Source organism: Mycoplasma phocoeninasale, from assembly GCF_012934885.1.
In the GTDB taxonomy this organism is placed as follows: domain Bacteria; phylum Bacillota_I; class Bacilli_A; order Mycoplasmatales; family Metamycoplasmataceae; genus Metamycoplasma; species Metamycoplasma phocoeninasale.
The window spans coordinates 244,825-263,271 of sequence record NZ_CP051480.1; the positions used below are offsets into that span (position 1 = coordinate 244,825).

The following is an 18,447-nucleotide window of genomic DNA, read 5'->3' on the forward strand; positions in this document are numbered from 1 at the left end:
AGAAAAATGTTATTTGATACAAGAAATCAACAACCCAGCGAAGGCGCTAAGCCAAATGTTGATAATACAATAAAGAAACCAGAGCCAACAGGTTTCGAAAAATTTTTATTCGTTTTATTGTTTATTATTACTATTGGTTTTTTCGGAATTAACTATTATCGCAAGAAGAACCTTCTTTTGAGAAGAATAAATGAGATTCAAGAAGCTTCTTCGCTTATTCAAGCCGCTGAAAAGAAAAGAAGAGCAACATTAATTAAACAACTAGATGCCGTAAAAGGTTATGCAAAATTTGAAAATTCAACATTAACTGAAGTTACTAGAATGAGATCAAAACTAATTGAATTAGAGAACGAACATAATGCTTCGGAACTAAAATCACAATTGGATGGCATTCAAAGAAATATTAACTTACAATTTGAAGCATATCCTGATTTAAAAGCAAATCAATTGTTCTTACAATTCAATACCGAAATAGCTTTACAAGAAGATGAAATATATTCAACCATTAGAATTTATAACATGAGAGTAAAATCATTTAATTCAGAAATTTACACATTTTGAACTAACTGCGTTGCAAAAAAGATTGGAGCTTATAATCAACCACTATTCTCTGCCAGTGAACAAGAAAGACAAGATGTCAGTACTTCTTCATTATCAGAAATGAAATTCTAAAACTAACCAACTTCGGTTAGTTTTTTAATAAATTATTATTATCTTCAAGAATGTAACAAACTTTTTTTATAATATTTCCTAAATCTAACTAAAAGTAATACAGTATGATAACAAATTAATTATTGCAGATTGAAAGGTTTATAAAATTATAAAAATTGATTTTTTAAGAGCATATATAAAAAACATTAAGAGCTAAAAATTAATTTCTTTATAAATATATTATTTTTTAGATTTGTTATTTAATGTATTTTTATTTTTTATTTGAGATCAATTATCAATTTACATGTTGCAACATAATGGAAAAGTAATTTATTCCATTTTAAAACTTTTATTTTTCATATATAAAATAAATTAATTTAAATATAAATTTTTATAAAGTTATCTCATTTTTCACTCATTATCTTTGGATTATTTATTTTATTTAAACTTATCAAAAATTTTTAATTTTATACTACTCTTTTATCGCAAGTTTTATGCATCACAGTCATTTCAATGAGATACTTGTAAATATTAGAATAAAGGGTACTACATCAATTTATAATTGTAAATAGTTAATATTAATACTGTTTTGCAACCAATAAACTTGCTACTATTTTTTAATTAATGTAATTAAAAAATGATAAAAATTTATCATCACTTTAAAAAAGTCCAAGCATCTGCCGATGCTGAACTTAAATTTTAATAAGACTTGAATTTAAAAAGTTTAAATTGAGTTCGAAATATTCAATTCACTTTCATAATATTTACGGCCTATATTTGAATTATCTAATTGTTTTTTTACTAATTTCTTCAATCTTAGTCATCCAGGTATTGAAAAAAAGAACGCTATAGGAAAGAATAAAATTGCCATAGAAAATAATATTATTGCTTCCTTATTCTTAAATTCCCTCCCAATTTTAAGTCCTAAAATATTATATTTTACACAGAAAAAAGATGAAAAAATAAGCATCGCGAAAAAGAATCAATATAATATCTTTTTACTTTTGTCAGAAAAACTATATGGTCATGAAATTGTAGGTAATAATATTCAAAAAATTAAAGCAATTATAAATATGATCATCAAGAAAAGGGATAAGCCAAGAATTTTTCTAATTGTCTCTTTAATCTGATACATAATCTAATCTCCTCATATTATTTTTTTGCTGGTAATCCATATAATATTTTTTTAACTTTTTAATTATAAATTATTTTTATGTATATTCTTCAAATCGAAGTTAAATAAAAAAATAACCAAAAGGTTCTTGGTTATTTTTGGTGAATTTTACAAATGGTACGCCCTAGAGGATTCGAACCTCTGACCCAATGGTTAAAAGCCATTTGCTCTACCTTCTGAGCTAAGGGCGCATCTGGTGCCCAGAACTGGACTTGAACCAGCACGGCCATTACAGCCAACGGATTTTAAGTCCGTAGCGTCTACCATTCCGCCACCTGGGCAGGTGTCGCTTTTTAATGCTTTATTATTATAATATTATTTTCAAAATTTATGAAATAAAAAAGATTTTTTTTATAATATTTTTAAGAAATAGCTAGAGTAGCTAAGATCAAGATAGGTCTTTTTTATTAAAAAAATGAGAGTTAAGGGGTTAATTAATGATATTGCTAAGTTTTGCAGAAGAATTAGAAGCGGAGGCTTTTTTGGAAAATAGTCAAATTAAGAAACTTAAAGACTACGATCTAAAGATAAAAAATAACTACCAAAAACTAATTTTGTACCAATATAAAAATAAAAATTTTTTAGTCGCTTTCACCGGCGTGGGAAAAGTTAATGTTGCTATATTTCTAACTCATATTATCAATAGTTTCAAACGAAAAATCAAAGCAATTATAAATTGTGGTCCAGCTGGAGCAGCCTTTAATGGTGAAATTGGTGAAGTCTTTTTGATTAAAAGAACAAACTACTATGATGTTAATCTTACTGCCTTACCAAATTATGAACTAGGACAGCTACCAAGCTTGCCAGTATACTATAGAACTGATTATAAGTTATATAAGCGACTTAACCTTAATGAAGGAAGTTGTGCCACTGCTGATAAATTTGCAACCAAAAACGATGTTGAAATTATTAATAAAAATTTTAGGAGAGATTACTATCTTGTTGATATGGAATGTGCTGCTTATGCCCAAGTGGCAGCTTCATTTAATAAAAAATTTCTTGCAATCAAAGTAATTTCTGATGTCATTAAACACAACAATTCGCTTGAATATCGTGAAGCAAAAAAAATATGAGAAGCAAGTTTAGCTAATACATTAATGAAAATTTTAGAAATGAGAGAGTAAAAATGAAATATATTGATGTTCACACCCATCCCTTTAAAGAATACTATGAAGATCCTTATCAAACAGTTGTTGAATGACATAAAAATAATATGGAAAAATTATTTATTTGTGGAACCTCTCGTGAAGATTCAGTTGAGCTTTTAGATCTTTGTGGCAGAGAAGATTATTTATTTCCAATCATTGGAATTCATCCAACATTAAGTAAAGGAGCTGAAGATGGTGAATTTATCGAAAATATTATTAATAAAGATGTTGTGGCAATTGGAGAAATTGGTTTAGATTATCACTATGATAATAGTCCAAGTAAAGAAATTCAAAAAAGTAGTTTTATTGCCCAACTTGAAATAGCAAAAAAATACAATATTGCCGCTATGCTCCATATTCGTGACGCTCTAGAAGATGCCTATGAAATAATTAGTCAACCGCAATATCAAGATCTGAAGATAATTTTTCATTCATTTAGTGGTGATGAAAATTTTGTAAGAAAATGTTTAGGACATAAGAATTTTTATTTTTCCATTAGTGGTGTGGTGACTTTCAAGAATGCGAAAATTTTACAAGATGCTGTTAAATTAATTCCGATTGATAGACTATTTTGTGAAACTGATACACCTTATTTAGCTCCAACTCCAATGCGAGGCAAGCCTAATATTAGCCCATATGTTATGTACACTTATCAATACATAGCAAATTTAAAAAATATAGGCGAAGAAAAACTAGTTTCACAAATTCAAAATAATGTTAAGAAAGTGTTTAAAATTTAATAATGATTGAAGCAAAAAAATCATTTGGGCAAAATTTCCTAATTAATAAAAAAATACAAAACGCAATTGTTGAAGCAGCTGACATAATTGAAAAGGATGTAATTGAAATTGGTCCAGGGCAAGGAGCACTGACTGATATTTTAGTTCAAAAAGTTAAATCTTTAGTTGCCTATGAACTAGATCCAAGGTTATATGAATATTTAAAGACTAAAAATTATCTTGCTAATATCAAAATTTTAAATCAAGATTTTTTAACTGCTAATTTTAGTGATAACTATACTGATCAAATTAGCATTATCGGAAATATTCCTTACAATATTACCTCACCAATTCTATTTAAAATTTTAGATAACTACTTAATGATAGATTCTGCAACTTTAATGGTTCAAAAGGAAGTTGCACAAAGATTAGTGGCAACTCCCTCTTCAAAAATTTACGGTAAGCTATCAATAACTTTTCAAATTTTTGGTAACATTAAAAAAATCATCGATGTAAACGCAGCACAATTTATTCCAGCACCAAAAGTAGATTCAGCAGTAGTTAAAATTGATTTTATCCACAATAATGATTATATCAATGAGAATAAAGATAAAATCATTGAATTCGTTGCTTTATGCTTTCAATTCAAAAGAAAAACACTAGTAAATAATCTCCTAGGAAGATATTCAAAAGAAAAAATTACTTCATCATTTTCCAAACTAAATTTAAAGTTAAATATTCGTGCAGAAAACCTAAGTAGGAAAAATATCTTAGATTTATTTGCAATTTTAGAGAATAAAAAAATGCCCGTTTAAGGCAAATTAGTTATAGTAAATAATTATGCTACTAATCCGTATTTTTTTAAAGTTCTAGCTGTTTTTGCAGTTACACGAACTCTTTTTTTAGAGCCATTTTCATTTAAAACGGTTACCTTTTGAAGATTAAGATCAAATGTTCTTTTTGAAGTATTTAGAGCATGTGATCTTTTGTTTCCACTTAAAGGTTTTTGGTTGGTTAGTTGATCTCTTCCTGGCATATTCACTCCTTTTCAAGTTTTGTATTTTAAATTAGTATTCTTAATATTTTATATTAAATTTATTGATTTTTATTTTATTTTATTTTTTAGCAACAATTTGATAAACATTATCGTCAACCCAAACAGTATCACCAACTCTGATTTTGGCGTTACGTCCGTCTGGTTGTCTATCATTTATTAAAATTTTGTGAACCTTAATAAAGTATTTGGCCATTCCACCAGTTGGACATAAATCAGCCATCTTTAAAAATTGACTTAACTTAATAAATTCTTGCTCTATTTCAATTTGCATATTAAAATCCTTTTTGTGGTGTTATTAGCTGTAGTACGTCAGGCTTACTATCAGATTTAATTACAATTCTCATTCGGTCCTTAGTTAAAAGAATTCTTAAATCTTCATCATAAACTGATATGGCTTCTTTTAAAAATCGACTATTTAAAGCTAATTTTAAATCATCACCATCATATTTGAAATTCTCTGTTTTTACTTCAGCATTAGCAACTTCATCTCTTGTTGACAAAATTGTCAGAAGATCATGAGTTACATGAAGTTTTATTTTATTGTAATTTTCAGTAATAATAACTGAAGCCTTACTTAAGAGACTACTTAACTCTTTTTTTGATATTTTTATTTCATTTTCAAATTCTTTAGGAACAATTTTAGAAACATCTTGATATACCTGGTCAATTACTTTGGATTGAATAATTGTTCCGTCCATCTCAAATAGAACTTTTTGGTCAGAAATATTCAGTGTTACCTTACCGTTGTATTCGAAGTTCAAAATATCACGAATGTTTTTAGCTAGAATAGAAATATTAAAATCAACATCTTCAGCAATTGCTTTCTTCTCTTCAGCGTAACGGTAGCGGTCAGTGGTTAAAAATTTTAGCATGTGATTTTGTGCCGAGATATTAATACAACATAAAATTAAATTCATTTCGTTAGTTGAAGCCGCAAAAATGACATCTTTAGCCAAAGATTTTAAATCATCTCAGTTGATTGAAATCTTATCGCCATATACTGTGAAATCAATTTCAGGATAATCATATGTTGAATACAAATTCAAGCGATAATTATCATTTTTTGTTGAAATTTCAAGATTTTTTTCATCGGATTTCAAGAGTAGATCACCATCTAAACGCTTGATAATGTTTTTAAAAATTCCTAATTCAACTAAAATAATTCCCGGAGTAATAATTTCGGCATTGATATTGGCTTGAATTTCATGTTTAATACTAATTTCGCCATTAGATCCAATTAGCACAATTTTACTATCTTCTGCCTTAATTAGAATTCCCTTCATTACCGGAATAAAGGGATTAGGATCAATTGCCTTTGCTACTCTTTCAATGGCAGCATCTAAGATTAGTTTGTTTATTTTTAATTCCATGATATTCTCCTTAATTTATATAATCATTCGTAAATTTTCTTTGATTTTTTCAATTGCTAGTTTTAGCGTTGGGTTAATCTTAATATTTTTATCAATTCAATTAATTGAAACAATAACTGTCGAATGTGATTGATTACCTACCATTTTACCAATATCTTTTAGAGTGTGACTAAAATTATTTTTAATTAAGTAAACGGCAATTCTTCGGGCAATTACAATGTTTTCCTTTCTTGAATTGCTAGTAATTTTTTTCTTATCAATTTTATAGTATTTGCTTACCACATCAATAATTCTTTCCGGGGTGATATTTTCTTTGATTTGAGTCACATTATGAAAAATACTTTTCATTGTTCTTAAATCATATGTGAAATAATCATCACCTTCTGAAAATAACTTTATTCGGTTAATAGCCCCCTCAATGCTACGAATTGAGTTAGAGAAATTTCTAGCGATGAAGCGAAGACTTTCATCTTCTCACAACTCAGGATCAATATTATTTTCTTTCAATTTGAACCTCAAAATATTAATTACATCTTCAATATCGGGAACGGCAATCTCTAGTGTTAGACCCCCGTTAAACCTAGTAATAAACCTTTGCTCAAAACCACCCAAATCATTTGGTTTTTTATCGCCACATATTATGATTTGCTTTTGATTAGTGATCATTGTGTTAATAATGTTAAACAAAACATTTAGTGTATTTTCTTTATTGCCATATTGTTGAACATCGTCAAACATCAAACAATCATAATTAGTTAACTCATCAACAATTTTATTTATTTGGGCATGATTTTTAGATTTAAGCTGTTCAACTAATTGTCGAGTAAATAAGTCGGGATTAATGTACAAACATGAGCGATTATTTTTCTTCAATTCATTTCCAATCGCGTGCAATAAATGAGTTTTCCCCAAACCACTAGGTGAATGAATGAAAAGCGGTGAATAAATAATTTTTTGACTTTTGCATATTACCTTTGCGGCTTTAAGCACTATTTGATTAAATTTACCAACCGCATAATTATCGAATGTTAAATTATTTTTAATATCAGTAAAAAGTTTTTTATTTTTTAAAACTTGTTCCTGCTCACCATTAACAACATTTAAAGAATTCAGTTCGCTCAAACTAGTAATAAAAATCGCATTAACTGGCCTTTCATATACATTTCTAATTGCTCTAGCTACATTTGTGCTATGTGCTGATTTGATGTATAAAAATATGCTTTCAGGACATAGTAAATAAACATTATCATCTTGCTCATGAACGATATGAATATTCGACAAAATTTGATTATAAATAAAAGAGTCGCTAGAATTGTTTTTTAATTCATTTTGAAATGATATGTTATTAACTTTAAGATCAGCTTGTAAATCTTTAGATGTTTTCATATTGTAATTATATTTAAAATTTAAATTATTTATACATTTAGCACAATTTTAATTTTTAAGATTCCTAATTGTTGCATGTAAAAAAATACAATTATTTTATTAAAAATAATGGTTAAAAGGCTGTTTTTTAGTTTTTTATTCAAATAAAAATAAAATTTTTATATTAAACACGACGTTAATATCCATAAATGCAACATTAAATTATATAATTATTGCATATGCTTGTATTAAACATATGATAATGGTTTGACCATTAAAATTGAAAGGAATGAGATGACAAAAAAATCTAAAATCGTAATCGGTTCACTGATTGCGGGGGCTGGAGTATTAATTGCTGCGCCTTTAGTTGTTTATGGAATATACTATGGCGTGAGAAATGCCAATACTAAAAAAGCGATTGCGAATTATGATAAAAATGAAGATTTAAAGCGATTTAAGAATGCTGAAGATGAATTCAATAAGAAAAGTCGTGAAATCAACAGTATAAAAAATGAAATTGCTGAAATAAATAAAGAACTTCAAAAAAATAAGGATAATGCTGAACTTAAAAGCAGATTGGAAGCACAAACTAAAAAACTAGAAGAAGCTACTAAATCTGCTACCACAGCTCAACAAGAATTAGACAATGCTGATGATAAGCTACTAGACACTTTACAAAAACTTGTTAGATTTAGTGATGGTAGTGAAAAGATGAAGGAAATTGTTGCTGACTACATCTTAGCCATTAAAAGAGCTGCAGACAGAAGAAAAGAAACTGACCTAAATGGAGTTGACGAATTTTATCCAAGTAAATCCGATTCAGATAAAATTGTTGCTTACTATGACAAATACATTAGCCTACTTGATGGAATAAAATATGATGATTTAACAGTTGTTACTCTAGCATGAAGAGAAGGTGTTAAATATGATTGAGAAATTACAAAAAATAATTACTCTGCTGGTGGAAGATATTTACTAAACTCATTTGATTTTGGACCAGCTTCTTCATATCCAGCTAACTCATTTTATGAAAGTATTAACGGAATTAGCGAAGAGAATGCTCCAAAAGCTCTTAACAATTTAAAAGAAGCTTTGGAAAGAAACATTGTTTTATCTAAAGTTGTTATTAAAAATAACGTTAAAGCAATCTTAGAATCATTATATGCAAGTGATCTAGAAAACTTCTTAAAGGGTAACCAAGAAGAAATATCGGTTCAAGATTTCATTAAAAATTCTTCACAAACACCAAATCTAAAGGCATTTCACGAATGATATGCTACAGAATATTACACAAGATCAGACCATGGTGAAGGTGAAAATCTTCAAACTCTCAAATTGATGAAGAAAAATAAACTAAACGAAATTGAAAATATAATTACTGTCAATGATAATATGGTTTATGGATTAGGATTTACCGAAAAAGATCTTAATGCTAAAAATGTTGGCTTAGTTGGCATTAAAGGAAATGAAGAATCAAATGGTAAAAAACTATATGATGCAATTTTAAAAATGTCAACAACAAGTGATGACAGTGCTGATACAGTATTTCAATCAGGATACCAAACCACAAAAACAGCAACTGCAAATATGACAAAAATTGCTGGTTTAGTTGCTGACTTGATTGCTGGTGAAGGAAAAGCGTGAAGCCCAACATTCAAATATGATGCAAATGGTATTAATGGTTCAAAAATTGAAAATGTAACCCTTCCAGTTAGAGATGCTAATGGAAACATAACTCTAGAAAACTTCAATAAATGATTAAACCAAGAACAATTCTTCTTTGGTCGTGAAGATGAATCATATTACACAAAACAAGTAAAAGACAAACTAAAATCTGATTTGGCTGATGATGTTAAACAGTTAGAAGATTTAGGTTATGGAACTCTAATAAAAAATAATGCATCTGAAAAATATGGTTCAATCACACGTGAACAATTCTTCTACGGAGCGCTTGAAGCATTCAAGGGATATCGTCAATTTATTGAAGAAACAAAGGAACATGGACTATCATTCTTCGGTAAAAACGTTGTTGGTTACAACCCATTTACATATGAATATTCAAGAAGAACTGAAGCTGGTGTAGGAGCCTATAGTGGAGCAAGAGCATCATTCTTCTTCAATGTTGACCCATACTACTCACTGCCTAAATGATCAGTTACATCATTTGCTAACCACGAAGGTATTATGGGACACCACAACCAAATATACTATGCAAAACAATTCTTAGCAAACCAAAATGGTAGAAGTTTAGGGGATATTTTCCACTATACTTCATATGCTGAAGGTTGAGCTTTATTTATGGAATGATTTGGTATTGAATCAGGATGATATGGTACACCAGATTATGCTAGTGAAGATTACTACTCAATTCCAAAAGACTTTACCATTTCAAAAGGAATTACAAGTTTCTTTACTGCTAGAAATGAACAAGATGTAACCCAAGATATGATTGACAAAATCAAAGACCTACATGGTGGTGTATATTGAAAATTAATTGATGAAAAGAATGAAATTACCAATGAAAAAGTAAAAGCACAAAAAGCAATTAAATTAACCAACATGCTTCAATACTTTGGTGCACTAAACGAAGCACAATTACGTAACATGAGACGAGCAGTTGATACAGCATATCACGGCACAGGAATTAATGGACATGACGATCTAAAAGGCGGAGCATCAATTAACGATATTAGAAAATTCTTAAGAGCTAATTCAGCTTTAGGAATCGGTGATATTTACTCAGAATCAAGACGTTACCTAAACCTACCTGGTCAAGCAACATCATACAATGCCGGAAAAGAAAAAATGTTAGCACTTTATGACAAAGTTCGTAAACATTTCAAACTTTCAAGAGAAGAATTTGTACAAAACAAAAAACACATTGAAGTTGATGGAAAAATAATCGAAAATGCTGAACACGGATATATTAAAGAATTACTTGATTACATGCTAATCAATGGTGGTTTACCACTAGACGCTTTAGAAAAGGTTATACAAAAAGCATATAATCTAAAATAATTACAACCCGAAAAGCCAAGCTAAAAAGTTTTGGCTTTTTTTAATTATAAGAAACTTCTAAACTTTACTCCACGTATTTAAAGTAAACAAAAAAATAAATAAAAACACTCCAGTAATGGAATGTTAAATATTTTTTATTGTTAAATTATTTATTTTCAACACTTACTTTTTCTGTTTCGATAATGACTTTATTTTCAAAATTAAGTGATTTAATTGTTTTAAAATCCGATTCTAGTTCGATGAATGCCTCTAGTTTAGCTTCTTTTATCTTAAAAGTAGCCATTTCGTTTTCTTGCAAATATTTATAGATTTTTTTAAAAAATTCGGCAGTTAAATATCCTAAATAGCCTTCTTTTTGATCAAAATAATGAATTGAATCATTGTCATAGTAGTAATATGAAATTGACGTTACTAAATTTTTTATTGAAAGAAAAAATTCTTTTGTTGTCACTTTACTTTTTCTGTCTTCATTATATTTATCAAAGATTTCTTTAAGATCAATCGAATAAATTTTTGATTTTGTCTCTGTGATATTAGTAATGTCATGTCGGTCTAAAATTTTACTAACAATTGAATTAAGTTCAGGGCTAGCGGAAAAAAACTTCAGTTCGTTTTTATATCTAACGCCATGCTCTTGAGATTTAGAATCATTATCCATTTTATTAATGGTTCCTAGATTTGTTGACATAATATCAATTCTATTCCCAGAGTTTTGTGTGAAGATAGCTTCATTATTAGTTTCAGAAAGTTCGACCTTATTAGCATCATCAGGGAAGAATTTGCTGCGTTTAATATTTGCTTTTGAATTTACAGCTAGTGGAATTGCGATAACAGCAACAATTGGAACCAGTATACCTAAAAACATTGCGGTAGTTGCAACAATTTTTTTCTTATTTTTTCTGTTAGGGGCCCCTACTTTTTTAGTTTCTAAATTATTTAAATTCATTTCATTTTTGTTGTCATTTGATTCCATAATAGCCCTTCCCTCTTATCTTACATATTTCTTTCATAGTTCTTTGATGCGATGTAAATTTGCGCCTGCTTTACTACAATCACCGCTAAGAGTCCGATTGCGTAAATAGCAGAGAAAGTGAATCATAATTCGATATTTATAAAAATCGTTAGGCTCTGGCATTTCATAAGCTTTTCAGAACGCTATCTCTGAGGCTGATTTAAGATGAGTATTTTCAAACATATAAGCAATATCTAAAAAACGTGAATTGCGATATGACATTGCTCAGTCAATAATGTATAAATTTAGATTATCAGTGAAAAAAATGTTATCTAAATTTAGATTATTATGACAGTTTGCATCTGGTTTAATTTCTTTTAACCACTTTATAATTTTAGCATACATTGCCTTATCACAGAAATCTTCTTTAAGTACTCTTTTGTCAATATTCTCTAAATATCAACCAACTTTTTTGTCAAGAATATATTCCGGGAAGATATGATCAGAATCATGGTATGTTCGCATTGCCTTAGCCAGAATTTTAATTTGGCGAACATTAATTTCTTGCGTTTGTGGACAATTGAGTCATTTTCAAACCAAAATATTATCATCTTCATAGACATAAGTTGGAACAAAATAAAAATCCTCAATGCTTTTAATACTTAATCGATTGTCAAACTGACTATGGTTTTTTTGAACAATAAAACGGTTAGGACTTAAAAAGTTTTTATTGTTATATTGATTCATTGAAGCACTCATGACATTGTTCGGTACTGAAAGATTGGCATATATTTTTTTATAAACAAATTCATTATAAATTTTAAGCATATAAACATAGTCGTCAAATTTTTGTGTGCTAAGACCAAAAAAATTAATAATTAATTGCTTATTAATCCCTAAAAAATATAAGCAAACTGGGTCAACATAGCGAGAGTTTAGAGTGCTGAATTCAAAATCAATTAATTTAATAAAACCATGTTTATTAACTAAAATATTTTGTCTTTTTAAATTGTTATGGCTTAAAACTAGTTCGTCGTTTTTATATTTTTTAACAAGTTCTAAATATTTTTTATCGCGAATAGGGTATTTTAGTCAATTAAATTTTTCAACTAAAATATTTAAATTTTGAAAATTTTTAACGCAGTGTAGGATTGACCAAGAAATTTTATCATCAATTTTAATCTTAAAGAAATCAACAGCTGAAAATCATTTTCTAATTACAACCCCATTTTTAAAATATAGATAGTCATTAAAATGGGAAACAATTTCCATTTCATTATCGTAACTAATTTTAATGATATTGCGAGGAATTCTAATTTGAACTCATTTATTATCAAGTTTGCCTATATAACTTTTGTTATGAAAATCCTCATAGTAAAAACGAATGATCGAAATTTTTTGTGCTAGGTCAGCGCCGAATTCTTTTTTTAGAATTGAATAAACATCAGAAAATTTCGCATTTTTATGTTTATTCAAATTCAAGTTAATTGGTAGCGGAAATTTTACACTCATAAATTAATATTGATATTTATCCAAATACAACTTCATGTATTTTTCGACCCTTTTTAAATATAAGCTATCATCAAATGGCTTAACCTTGTGCTTATTAATTCATAATACAATTAAAGCATTGACAATAATTCGATGAACTAGCAAATATTTCTCTTCATAATCATCACCATATCCTTCAAAAAAGCTCTGCTCTTGTTGTTCTGAAAGATTACTTGATTCAAGGAAATAGGCTAAGTCAAAGTGAACATCACCCATTGTCGCATATTCTCAATCAGTAATATAAATCTTATTTTTATCAGTCTTAATAAAGTTGAACAACCACAAATCACTATGAACTGGAGCTGAAGTATCAATATTTTTTAAAAATAAATTGATCTTTTTGTAGTATTTGTCAAGAATAGGGATCTTTCTTCCTAGTTGTGATATTTTTTCACGGTAAACTTTAAAGCGGCGAGCAATTTGATTCTCTTTAGCAAATGGTAATTTTGAGTTATGTAGAGTTATTAGCAGTTTGCCAATTTCTCGTAGCTCTTCATTGCTAATCTCCGTCGCTAGTATTGTTTTGCCGTCAATTCATTCGGTAACTAATCTTTCATCGTCTTCAAATATTTTTTTAGGAGCAAAATCTAAATTTGAAATAATCTCGTATGGAGTTTTATGGTTGAAATCATCGTAATGTTTTATTTTAATAAAGGTATTATTTTCATCATCTTTGTAAGTTTTATTAGTAAAACCTTGATTCTTTAGTAGTGTTATCATATTATCTTAGAAGTCAATGTTTGATGCATATTTTGCATTTTCTTGAATAAAATCACGACGTGGTTCAATTTCATCGCCCATTAATGTCTCGAAGGTCATTTCACAGATGGCAACATCATCGATTTGAACCTGAAGCATTTTACGGGTGGCAGGATCCATTGTAGTTTCCCAAAGTTGTTCTGGGTCCATTTCCCCTAACCCTTTGTATCTTTGAATTGAAACATTTCTTTTGTCTTCTAGATTAGCAAGAATTTCATCCCTTTGATTATCATTGTAAGCATATTCGACAATTTTTCCAGTTGATATTTTATATAGTGGTGGCTGAGCGATATATACAAATCCGTATTCAATTAATGGGCGCATATGTGAATAGAAAAATGTTAGTAGTAGTGTTGTGATGTGAGCTCCATCGACGTCGGCATCGGTCATAATAACAATTTTGTGATATTTTAATTTATTGATATTAAAATCTTCACCAATGCCTGTGCCAAGGGCATTAATCATTGTAGCAATTTCTTTATTAGCTAAGACAGTTGAAATGTCATTTTTCTTTGAGTTAATAACTTTTCCCCGTAGTGGCAGAATTGCTTGAATTGCTCGGTCACGTCCCATTTTGGCTGAACCACCAGCTGAGTTACCTTCGACAATAAATAATTCACGTAATTCAGGATTTTTAGAAGAACAGTCTGCTAGTTTTCCTGGAAGTCCACTGATATCCATGTCGTTTTTCTTATTTAAATTCTTTTGCGCTTCTTCGTTGATTCGATTTTTACGGTTTTCTAAACATTTTTCGATATATCTTTTAGCAAATTCAGGATTTTCGGCCATAAATCTTTCAAGTTTAAGTGAAACAATTTTATTAGTTGCAATTCTGGCATCTTTACTTTCTAGTTTAGCTTTAGTTTGACCTTCAAAGATTGGATCGGTGTGCTTAACTGAAATAATTGCATATAGGCCTGGTTTAATGTCATCCCTTGTGAACTTATCAAAATTACCTTTAACTAACTTATTTTCTTCAACATAGTTGTTAAAAATTCTAATTAAAGCATCATATAACCCTTGAACATGAGTTCCACCTTCACTGGTGTTAATATTATTGGCATAAGATAGGATATTTGAAAAATTATCATTATTATATTGCATTACCACCTCAACCATAACATCAGCTGAGTTAGTAATAGTTTTATCTCTAAATGTACCTTCAGCATAAATAAGTTCTGGTACAATCGCTTTTTTAACGTGGCTAATTTGACCAAAGTAATCAATTATTCCACCTTCATAGTAGTAGCTTATTTTATTATCGGCAGCAACGTCGCAAATATTAATACGTAGCCCACGATTTAAAAATGCCATTTGTTTGGAGTGATCTAAAATATTTCCAAACTCAATGTTGTTTTTTTCCATAATGGCATAATCAGGGTGAAATTTAATTCTTGTTCCAGTTTCTTCTAGTGGAACTTCACCAATCACCTCTAGTGGTTTTACTGGATATCCGCCATTAATAAATTTTTGATAGTGAAGTTTACCATCTCTTTTAACTCAAACTTCAAAAACGTCACTTAGAGCATTAACAACTGATGCTCCAACCCCATGAAGTCCTCCAGATACCTTGTAAGTATCACTATCAAATTTTCCTCCAGCATGTAAAACTGTTAGTATTGTTTCAACAGCTGATTTTTTAGTTTTTTCATGAATACCAACCGGCATTCCTCTTCCGTTGTCAATTACTTCAACAACATTATCAGGATATAAATTAATATCAATTGATGTGGCAAAACCCGCCATTGCTTCATCAACTGAGTTATCGACGATTTCCCAGATTAGGTGATGAAGTCCCTTTGATCCAATTGACCCAATATACATTCCAGGTCTTTTTCTAACGGCTTCAAGTCCTTCTAGAACCTGAATATTATCAGCCTCATATTTGTGTACATCTTCTGTTCTACTCATAGACTACCTCACTTTAGTTTGTTATTTAATTTTTTTCATAATTTAAAATCATTTTTAATGCACTATACACGGCAAATATGCACTAATAAATATAATTATATAAGAAAATATGCGCTTTTTTTCTTTGCACAAAAAACCAACCGAAGTTGGTTAGTTTTAGAATTTCATTTCTGATAGTGAAGATGTGTCGACATCTTGTCTTTCTTGTTCACTAGCAGAAAATAATGGTTGGTTATAAGCTCCAATTTTTTTAGCAACGCAATTGGTTCAGAAAGTATAAATTTGTGAGTTAAATGAGTTAACTTTCATATTATAAATTCTAATGGTTGAATATATTTCATCTTCTTGTAAAGCTATTTCAGTATTGAATTGTAAGAACAATTGACTTGCTTTTAAATCAGGGTATGCTTCAAATTGTAAGTTAATATTTCTTTGAATACTATCCAATTGTGCCTTCAATTCAGTAACGTTGTTTTCATTTTCTAATTCAACTAGTTTTGATCTCATTCTAGTAACTTCTGTTAATGTTGAGTTTTCGAATTTTGCATAGCCTTTTACGGCATCTAGTTGTTTAATTAATGTTGCTCTTCTTTTCTTTTCAGCAGCTTGAATAAGTGACGAAGCTTCTTGAATTTCATTGATTTTTCTTAGTAAGTAATTCTTTCTAACATAGTAGCCGATAAGAAAAAAACCAAGAGTAAGAAAAAAGAATAAAACGAATAAGAATTTTTCAAAACCGGTTGGTTCTGGTTTTTTTATTGTATTATCAACATTGGGCTTAAAACCTTCATTAGATTGTGGATTTCTTGTGTCAAATAACATTTTTTTCTCCTTGTACGTTAATAATTATACTATTAAATTGGTTTAAATAATTCCATTTAAAACTTGGTCAATCATTCTTAGTGAAACTTTTGTATCATCTAGATTATTAATGTGAATTGAAATTCCATAGTTATCAATTAAGAATTTGGAATTATTTTTTAGTTCAGGCAGTCTTCTATAAAAACTGTTAATTATTCTAATTGCTTTTTGTAGTTCAACAAAATTGCTAGCCGCTTGAACATTGAAAGTAATGCCATTATTATCATTATCTGGATTTAAATCAGCATTTCCAAGAGCGCTAATGGCGTGGCTATTATTATCATCATAAGCATAAATTTCAGCGCCTTCAGTTGATAGAACAAATTTTTGGTTAGTAAAAGTTTTCTTAAGCTCTGAAAATTTATAGTAACGAACATAAGGCACTTCAACACTGTAACCCTGTTTGAAAACTACATCAATTTCATTATGTGCTTCGAATGATGTTAGCTTAACTATTAGCTCAGTGGTTGAATTGGTAAAATCTGATCCAATAATTTCATAAATTGTATTCCGGTCAGCTCTTTTGGTGATTAACGAGAAAATTCGACCTCCGATAATTTTATTAAGTCAGTAAATTTGATTAATATTTACATCCTTGCTAACTGATTTGATGTCTTTATAAGTCGAGACATAGCGACTACCTAGTTCAGTAAAATTTTCTGAAGCAATATAGTTATTTAAGTAAGCCTTAGTTAATGATTTAAAAGTTGGTTTTAGTAAATAAATCATTTTGCTAATAAGAGCTTCATTAATTTCCTCAATCGTTCATCGATCTTCTAAATTAATTTCATATGGTAGTCAATTGTGAATGCTTGAGAAGAAAAGTAGTGAATTGTCATATTCTCTAGACGAGTAGAGATTAGTATTGATTTTTGAAAGTGGGTATGTACGCTCTCCTTTTGAAAGCATATACTTTTCATATTCAATGAATTTTTCTTGAACACTAGCAGTAAAATAAGTGAACATTTTAACCTTGTCATTAAAATCAAAACCATAGTAGCGGTGAAACTCTGGATTTTCTAAAACAAAGTTTCCCTTTTTTAGTGCCTTATCATATTCTTTTAGTGTCATGACTTTTGAGCTATCTTCAACAAAGGAAAAATCGGGTAAGTAATTTGTGGTAATGCTTGTCGCATTTTTAATCGTTACAAATGGTGTTGGTTCAACATGTTCTGCTGTAATTGTAATTGTTCTGACTGAGTCACCTGATTTATAAGTAACGGTACGATACCCATAGGTAACAATGTTTCTTCATTCAAGAGTTGAATATAGAAGATCATAGTAGTGTGAATTTCGAATATCATATTTATTAACTGCATAGAAGCAGGCAAACTTTGAATTATCTATAAATGTTTTTAACTCTTTTCAGTCATAGTTGTAAATTTTATTAATTTGTAATTCTTTTAGCACGAAGTCTTTAATATCTTGAAGTGAATATCGTGAATATATTTGCACTAGAATTTGGTTATTTCTGTACAATAGTGCAGCAATTTTTTCTTCACGCTCCGAAGCAAATTTATTAAATTCTTTTATAATTTTTTTATTTTTAATTAAATAACTCATAAAAAATAAACCAATAATAACAATACTAAAAGCAATAATGAAGCCGTTAGCAACTTTTCTTGCTGTAATTTTATTTTCTTTTTTATTAGTTAAAATTTCATTTTCTAGTGAATTAACAGTAATCTCATTACGCTTGTATTCTTCGAATAATGCTTTATCAGCTTCATTAGTGATTTTTTCTTTAAACACCTTGTCAAATTTATCTTTAATATTTTCAACAAGTGGTTCATAAAATTTTTGAATCGGATTGCGAAAAATATCATCCATATTGACTTCTATTTTTCGAGTTTGATTATTATCATTTTTAATTTCCATATATCCCCTTTAGATATTATTATAATAAAATAA

The 18,447-nt window shown here is 28.9% G+C and carries 15 protein-coding genes and 2 tRNA genes; 5 read left to right on the top strand and 12 right to left on the bottom strand.

What is annotated here, in order from left to right; translation table 4 throughout:
• The first annotated feature begins 6 nt into the window (after positions 1–6).
• Positions 7–672: a LemA family protein gene (locus HGG64_RS01080; protein WP_169580130.1), complete on the top strand. Its 666-nt coding sequence runs from the start codon at positions 7–9 to the stop codon at positions 670–672.
• 1,268 nt (positions 673–1,940) lie between these two features.
• Here HGG64_RS01080 and HGG64_RS01085 read toward each other — a convergent pair.
• Positions 1,941–2,016: transfer RNA gene (locus tag HGG64_RS01085), tRNA-Lys, on the bottom strand.
• Positions 2,017–2,019: 3 nt separating this feature from the next.
• Positions 2,020–2,106 (bottom strand) — tRNA-Leu (locus tag HGG64_RS01090).
• 156 nt (positions 2,107–2,262) lie between these two features.
• Here HGG64_RS01090 and mtnN point away from each other — a divergent pair.
• Genes mtnN through rsmA form a run of 3 tightly spaced genes read left to right on the top strand, consistent with a single transcriptional unit; the run spans position 2,263 to position 4,507 of the window.
• Positions 2,263–2,949: a 5'-methylthioadenosine/S-adenosylhomocysteine nucleosidase gene (gene mtnN / locus HGG64_RS01095; protein ID WP_169580131.1), complete on the top strand. Its 687-nt coding sequence runs from the start codon at positions 2,263–2,265 to the stop codon at positions 2,947–2,949.
• Between the two features lie 2 nt (positions 2,950–2,951).
• Positions 2,952–3,713: a TatD family hydrolase gene (locus HGG64_RS01100; RefSeq protein ID WP_169580132.1), complete on the top strand. Its 762-nt coding sequence runs from the start codon at positions 2,952–2,954 to the stop codon at positions 3,711–3,713.
• 2 nt (positions 3,714–3,715) lie between these two features.
• Positions 3,716–4,507, top strand: a complete 792-nt coding sequence (gene rsmA, locus HGG64_RS01105; protein ID WP_205518276.1) for a 16S rRNA (adenine(1518)-N(6)/adenine(1519)-N(6))-dimethyltransferase RsmA — start codon at positions 3,716–3,718, stop codon at positions 4,505–4,507.
• 23 nt (positions 4,508–4,530) lie between these two features.
• Here rsmA and rpmB read toward each other — a convergent pair whose 3' ends face one another.
• The 4 genes from rpmB to dnaA form a co-directional block, all read right to left on the bottom strand.
• Positions 4,531–4,728, bottom strand: coding sequence for a 50S ribosomal protein L28 (gene rpmB / locus HGG64_RS01110; protein ID WP_114190612.1), 198 nt, complete (start codon positions 4,726–4,728; stop codon positions 4,531–4,533).
• 79 nt (positions 4,729–4,807) lie between these two features.
• Complete coding sequence (locus tag HGG64_RS01115; protein ID WP_169580133.1) at positions 4,808–5,020, bottom strand: RNA-binding S4 domain-containing protein; 213 nt, start codon at positions 5,018–5,020, stop codon at positions 4,808–4,810.
• Position 5,021: 1 nt separating this feature from the next.
• On the bottom strand, positions 5,022–6,119 hold the full coding sequence (dnaN, locus tag HGG64_RS01120) for a DNA polymerase III subunit beta (protein WP_169580134.1): 1,098 nt from the start codon (positions 6,117–6,119) through the stop codon (positions 5,022–5,024).
• A 15-nt stretch (positions 6,120–6,134) separates the two neighbouring features.
• Positions 6,135–7,505, bottom strand: a complete 1,371-nt coding sequence (gene dnaA, locus HGG64_RS01125) for a chromosomal replication initiator protein DnaA (RefSeq protein WP_169580135.1) — start codon at positions 7,503–7,505, stop codon at positions 6,135–6,137.
• Positions 7,506–7,778: 273 nt separating this feature from the next.
• Here dnaA and HGG64_RS01130 point away from each other — a divergent pair, with 273 nt between their 5' ends.
• Positions 7,779–10,502 carry a DUF885 family protein gene (locus tag HGG64_RS01130; protein ID WP_169580136.1) on the top strand — a complete coding sequence of 908 codons (2,724 nt, stop codon included), beginning with the start codon at positions 7,779–7,781 and terminating at the stop codon, positions 10,500–10,502.
• A 145-nt stretch (positions 10,503–10,647) separates the two neighbouring features.
• On the opposite strand, the gene HGG64_RS01135 is transcribed toward HGG64_RS01130, so the two are convergent.
• The 6 genes from HGG64_RS01135 to HGG64_RS01160 form a co-directional block, all read right to left on the bottom strand.
• Positions 10,648–11,475 carry a hypothetical protein gene (locus HGG64_RS01135; protein WP_169580137.1) on the bottom strand — a complete coding sequence of 276 codons (828 nt, stop codon included), beginning with the start codon at positions 11,473–11,475 and terminating at the stop codon, positions 10,648–10,650.
• 15 nt (positions 11,476–11,490) lie between these two features.
• Positions 11,491–12,966: a phosphotransferase gene (locus tag HGG64_RS01140; protein WP_169580138.1), complete on the bottom strand. Its 1,476-nt coding sequence runs from the start codon at positions 12,964–12,966 to the stop codon at positions 11,491–11,493.
• Between the two features lie 3 nt (positions 12,967–12,969).
• Positions 12,970–13,725: a phosphotransferase gene (locus HGG64_RS01145; protein WP_169580139.1), complete on the bottom strand. Its 756-nt coding sequence runs from the start codon at positions 13,723–13,725 to the stop codon at positions 12,970–12,972.
• A gap of 6 nt (positions 13,726–13,731) precedes the next feature.
• Positions 13,732–15,675: a DNA topoisomerase subunit B gene (locus HGG64_RS01150; RefSeq protein ID WP_169580140.1), complete on the bottom strand. Its 1,944-nt coding sequence runs from the start codon at positions 15,673–15,675 to the stop codon at positions 13,732–13,734.
• Positions 15,676–15,831: 156 nt separating this feature from the next.
• Complete coding sequence (locus HGG64_RS01155) at positions 15,832–16,497, bottom strand: LemA family protein (protein WP_169580141.1); 666 nt, start codon at positions 16,495–16,497, stop codon at positions 15,832–15,834.
• Positions 16,498–16,539: 42 nt separating this feature from the next.
• On the bottom strand, positions 16,540–18,414 hold the full coding sequence (locus HGG64_RS01160; protein ID WP_169580142.1) for a hypothetical protein: 1,875 nt from the start codon (positions 18,412–18,414) through the stop codon (positions 16,540–16,542).
• Positions 18,415–18,447: the final 33 nt, after the last annotated feature.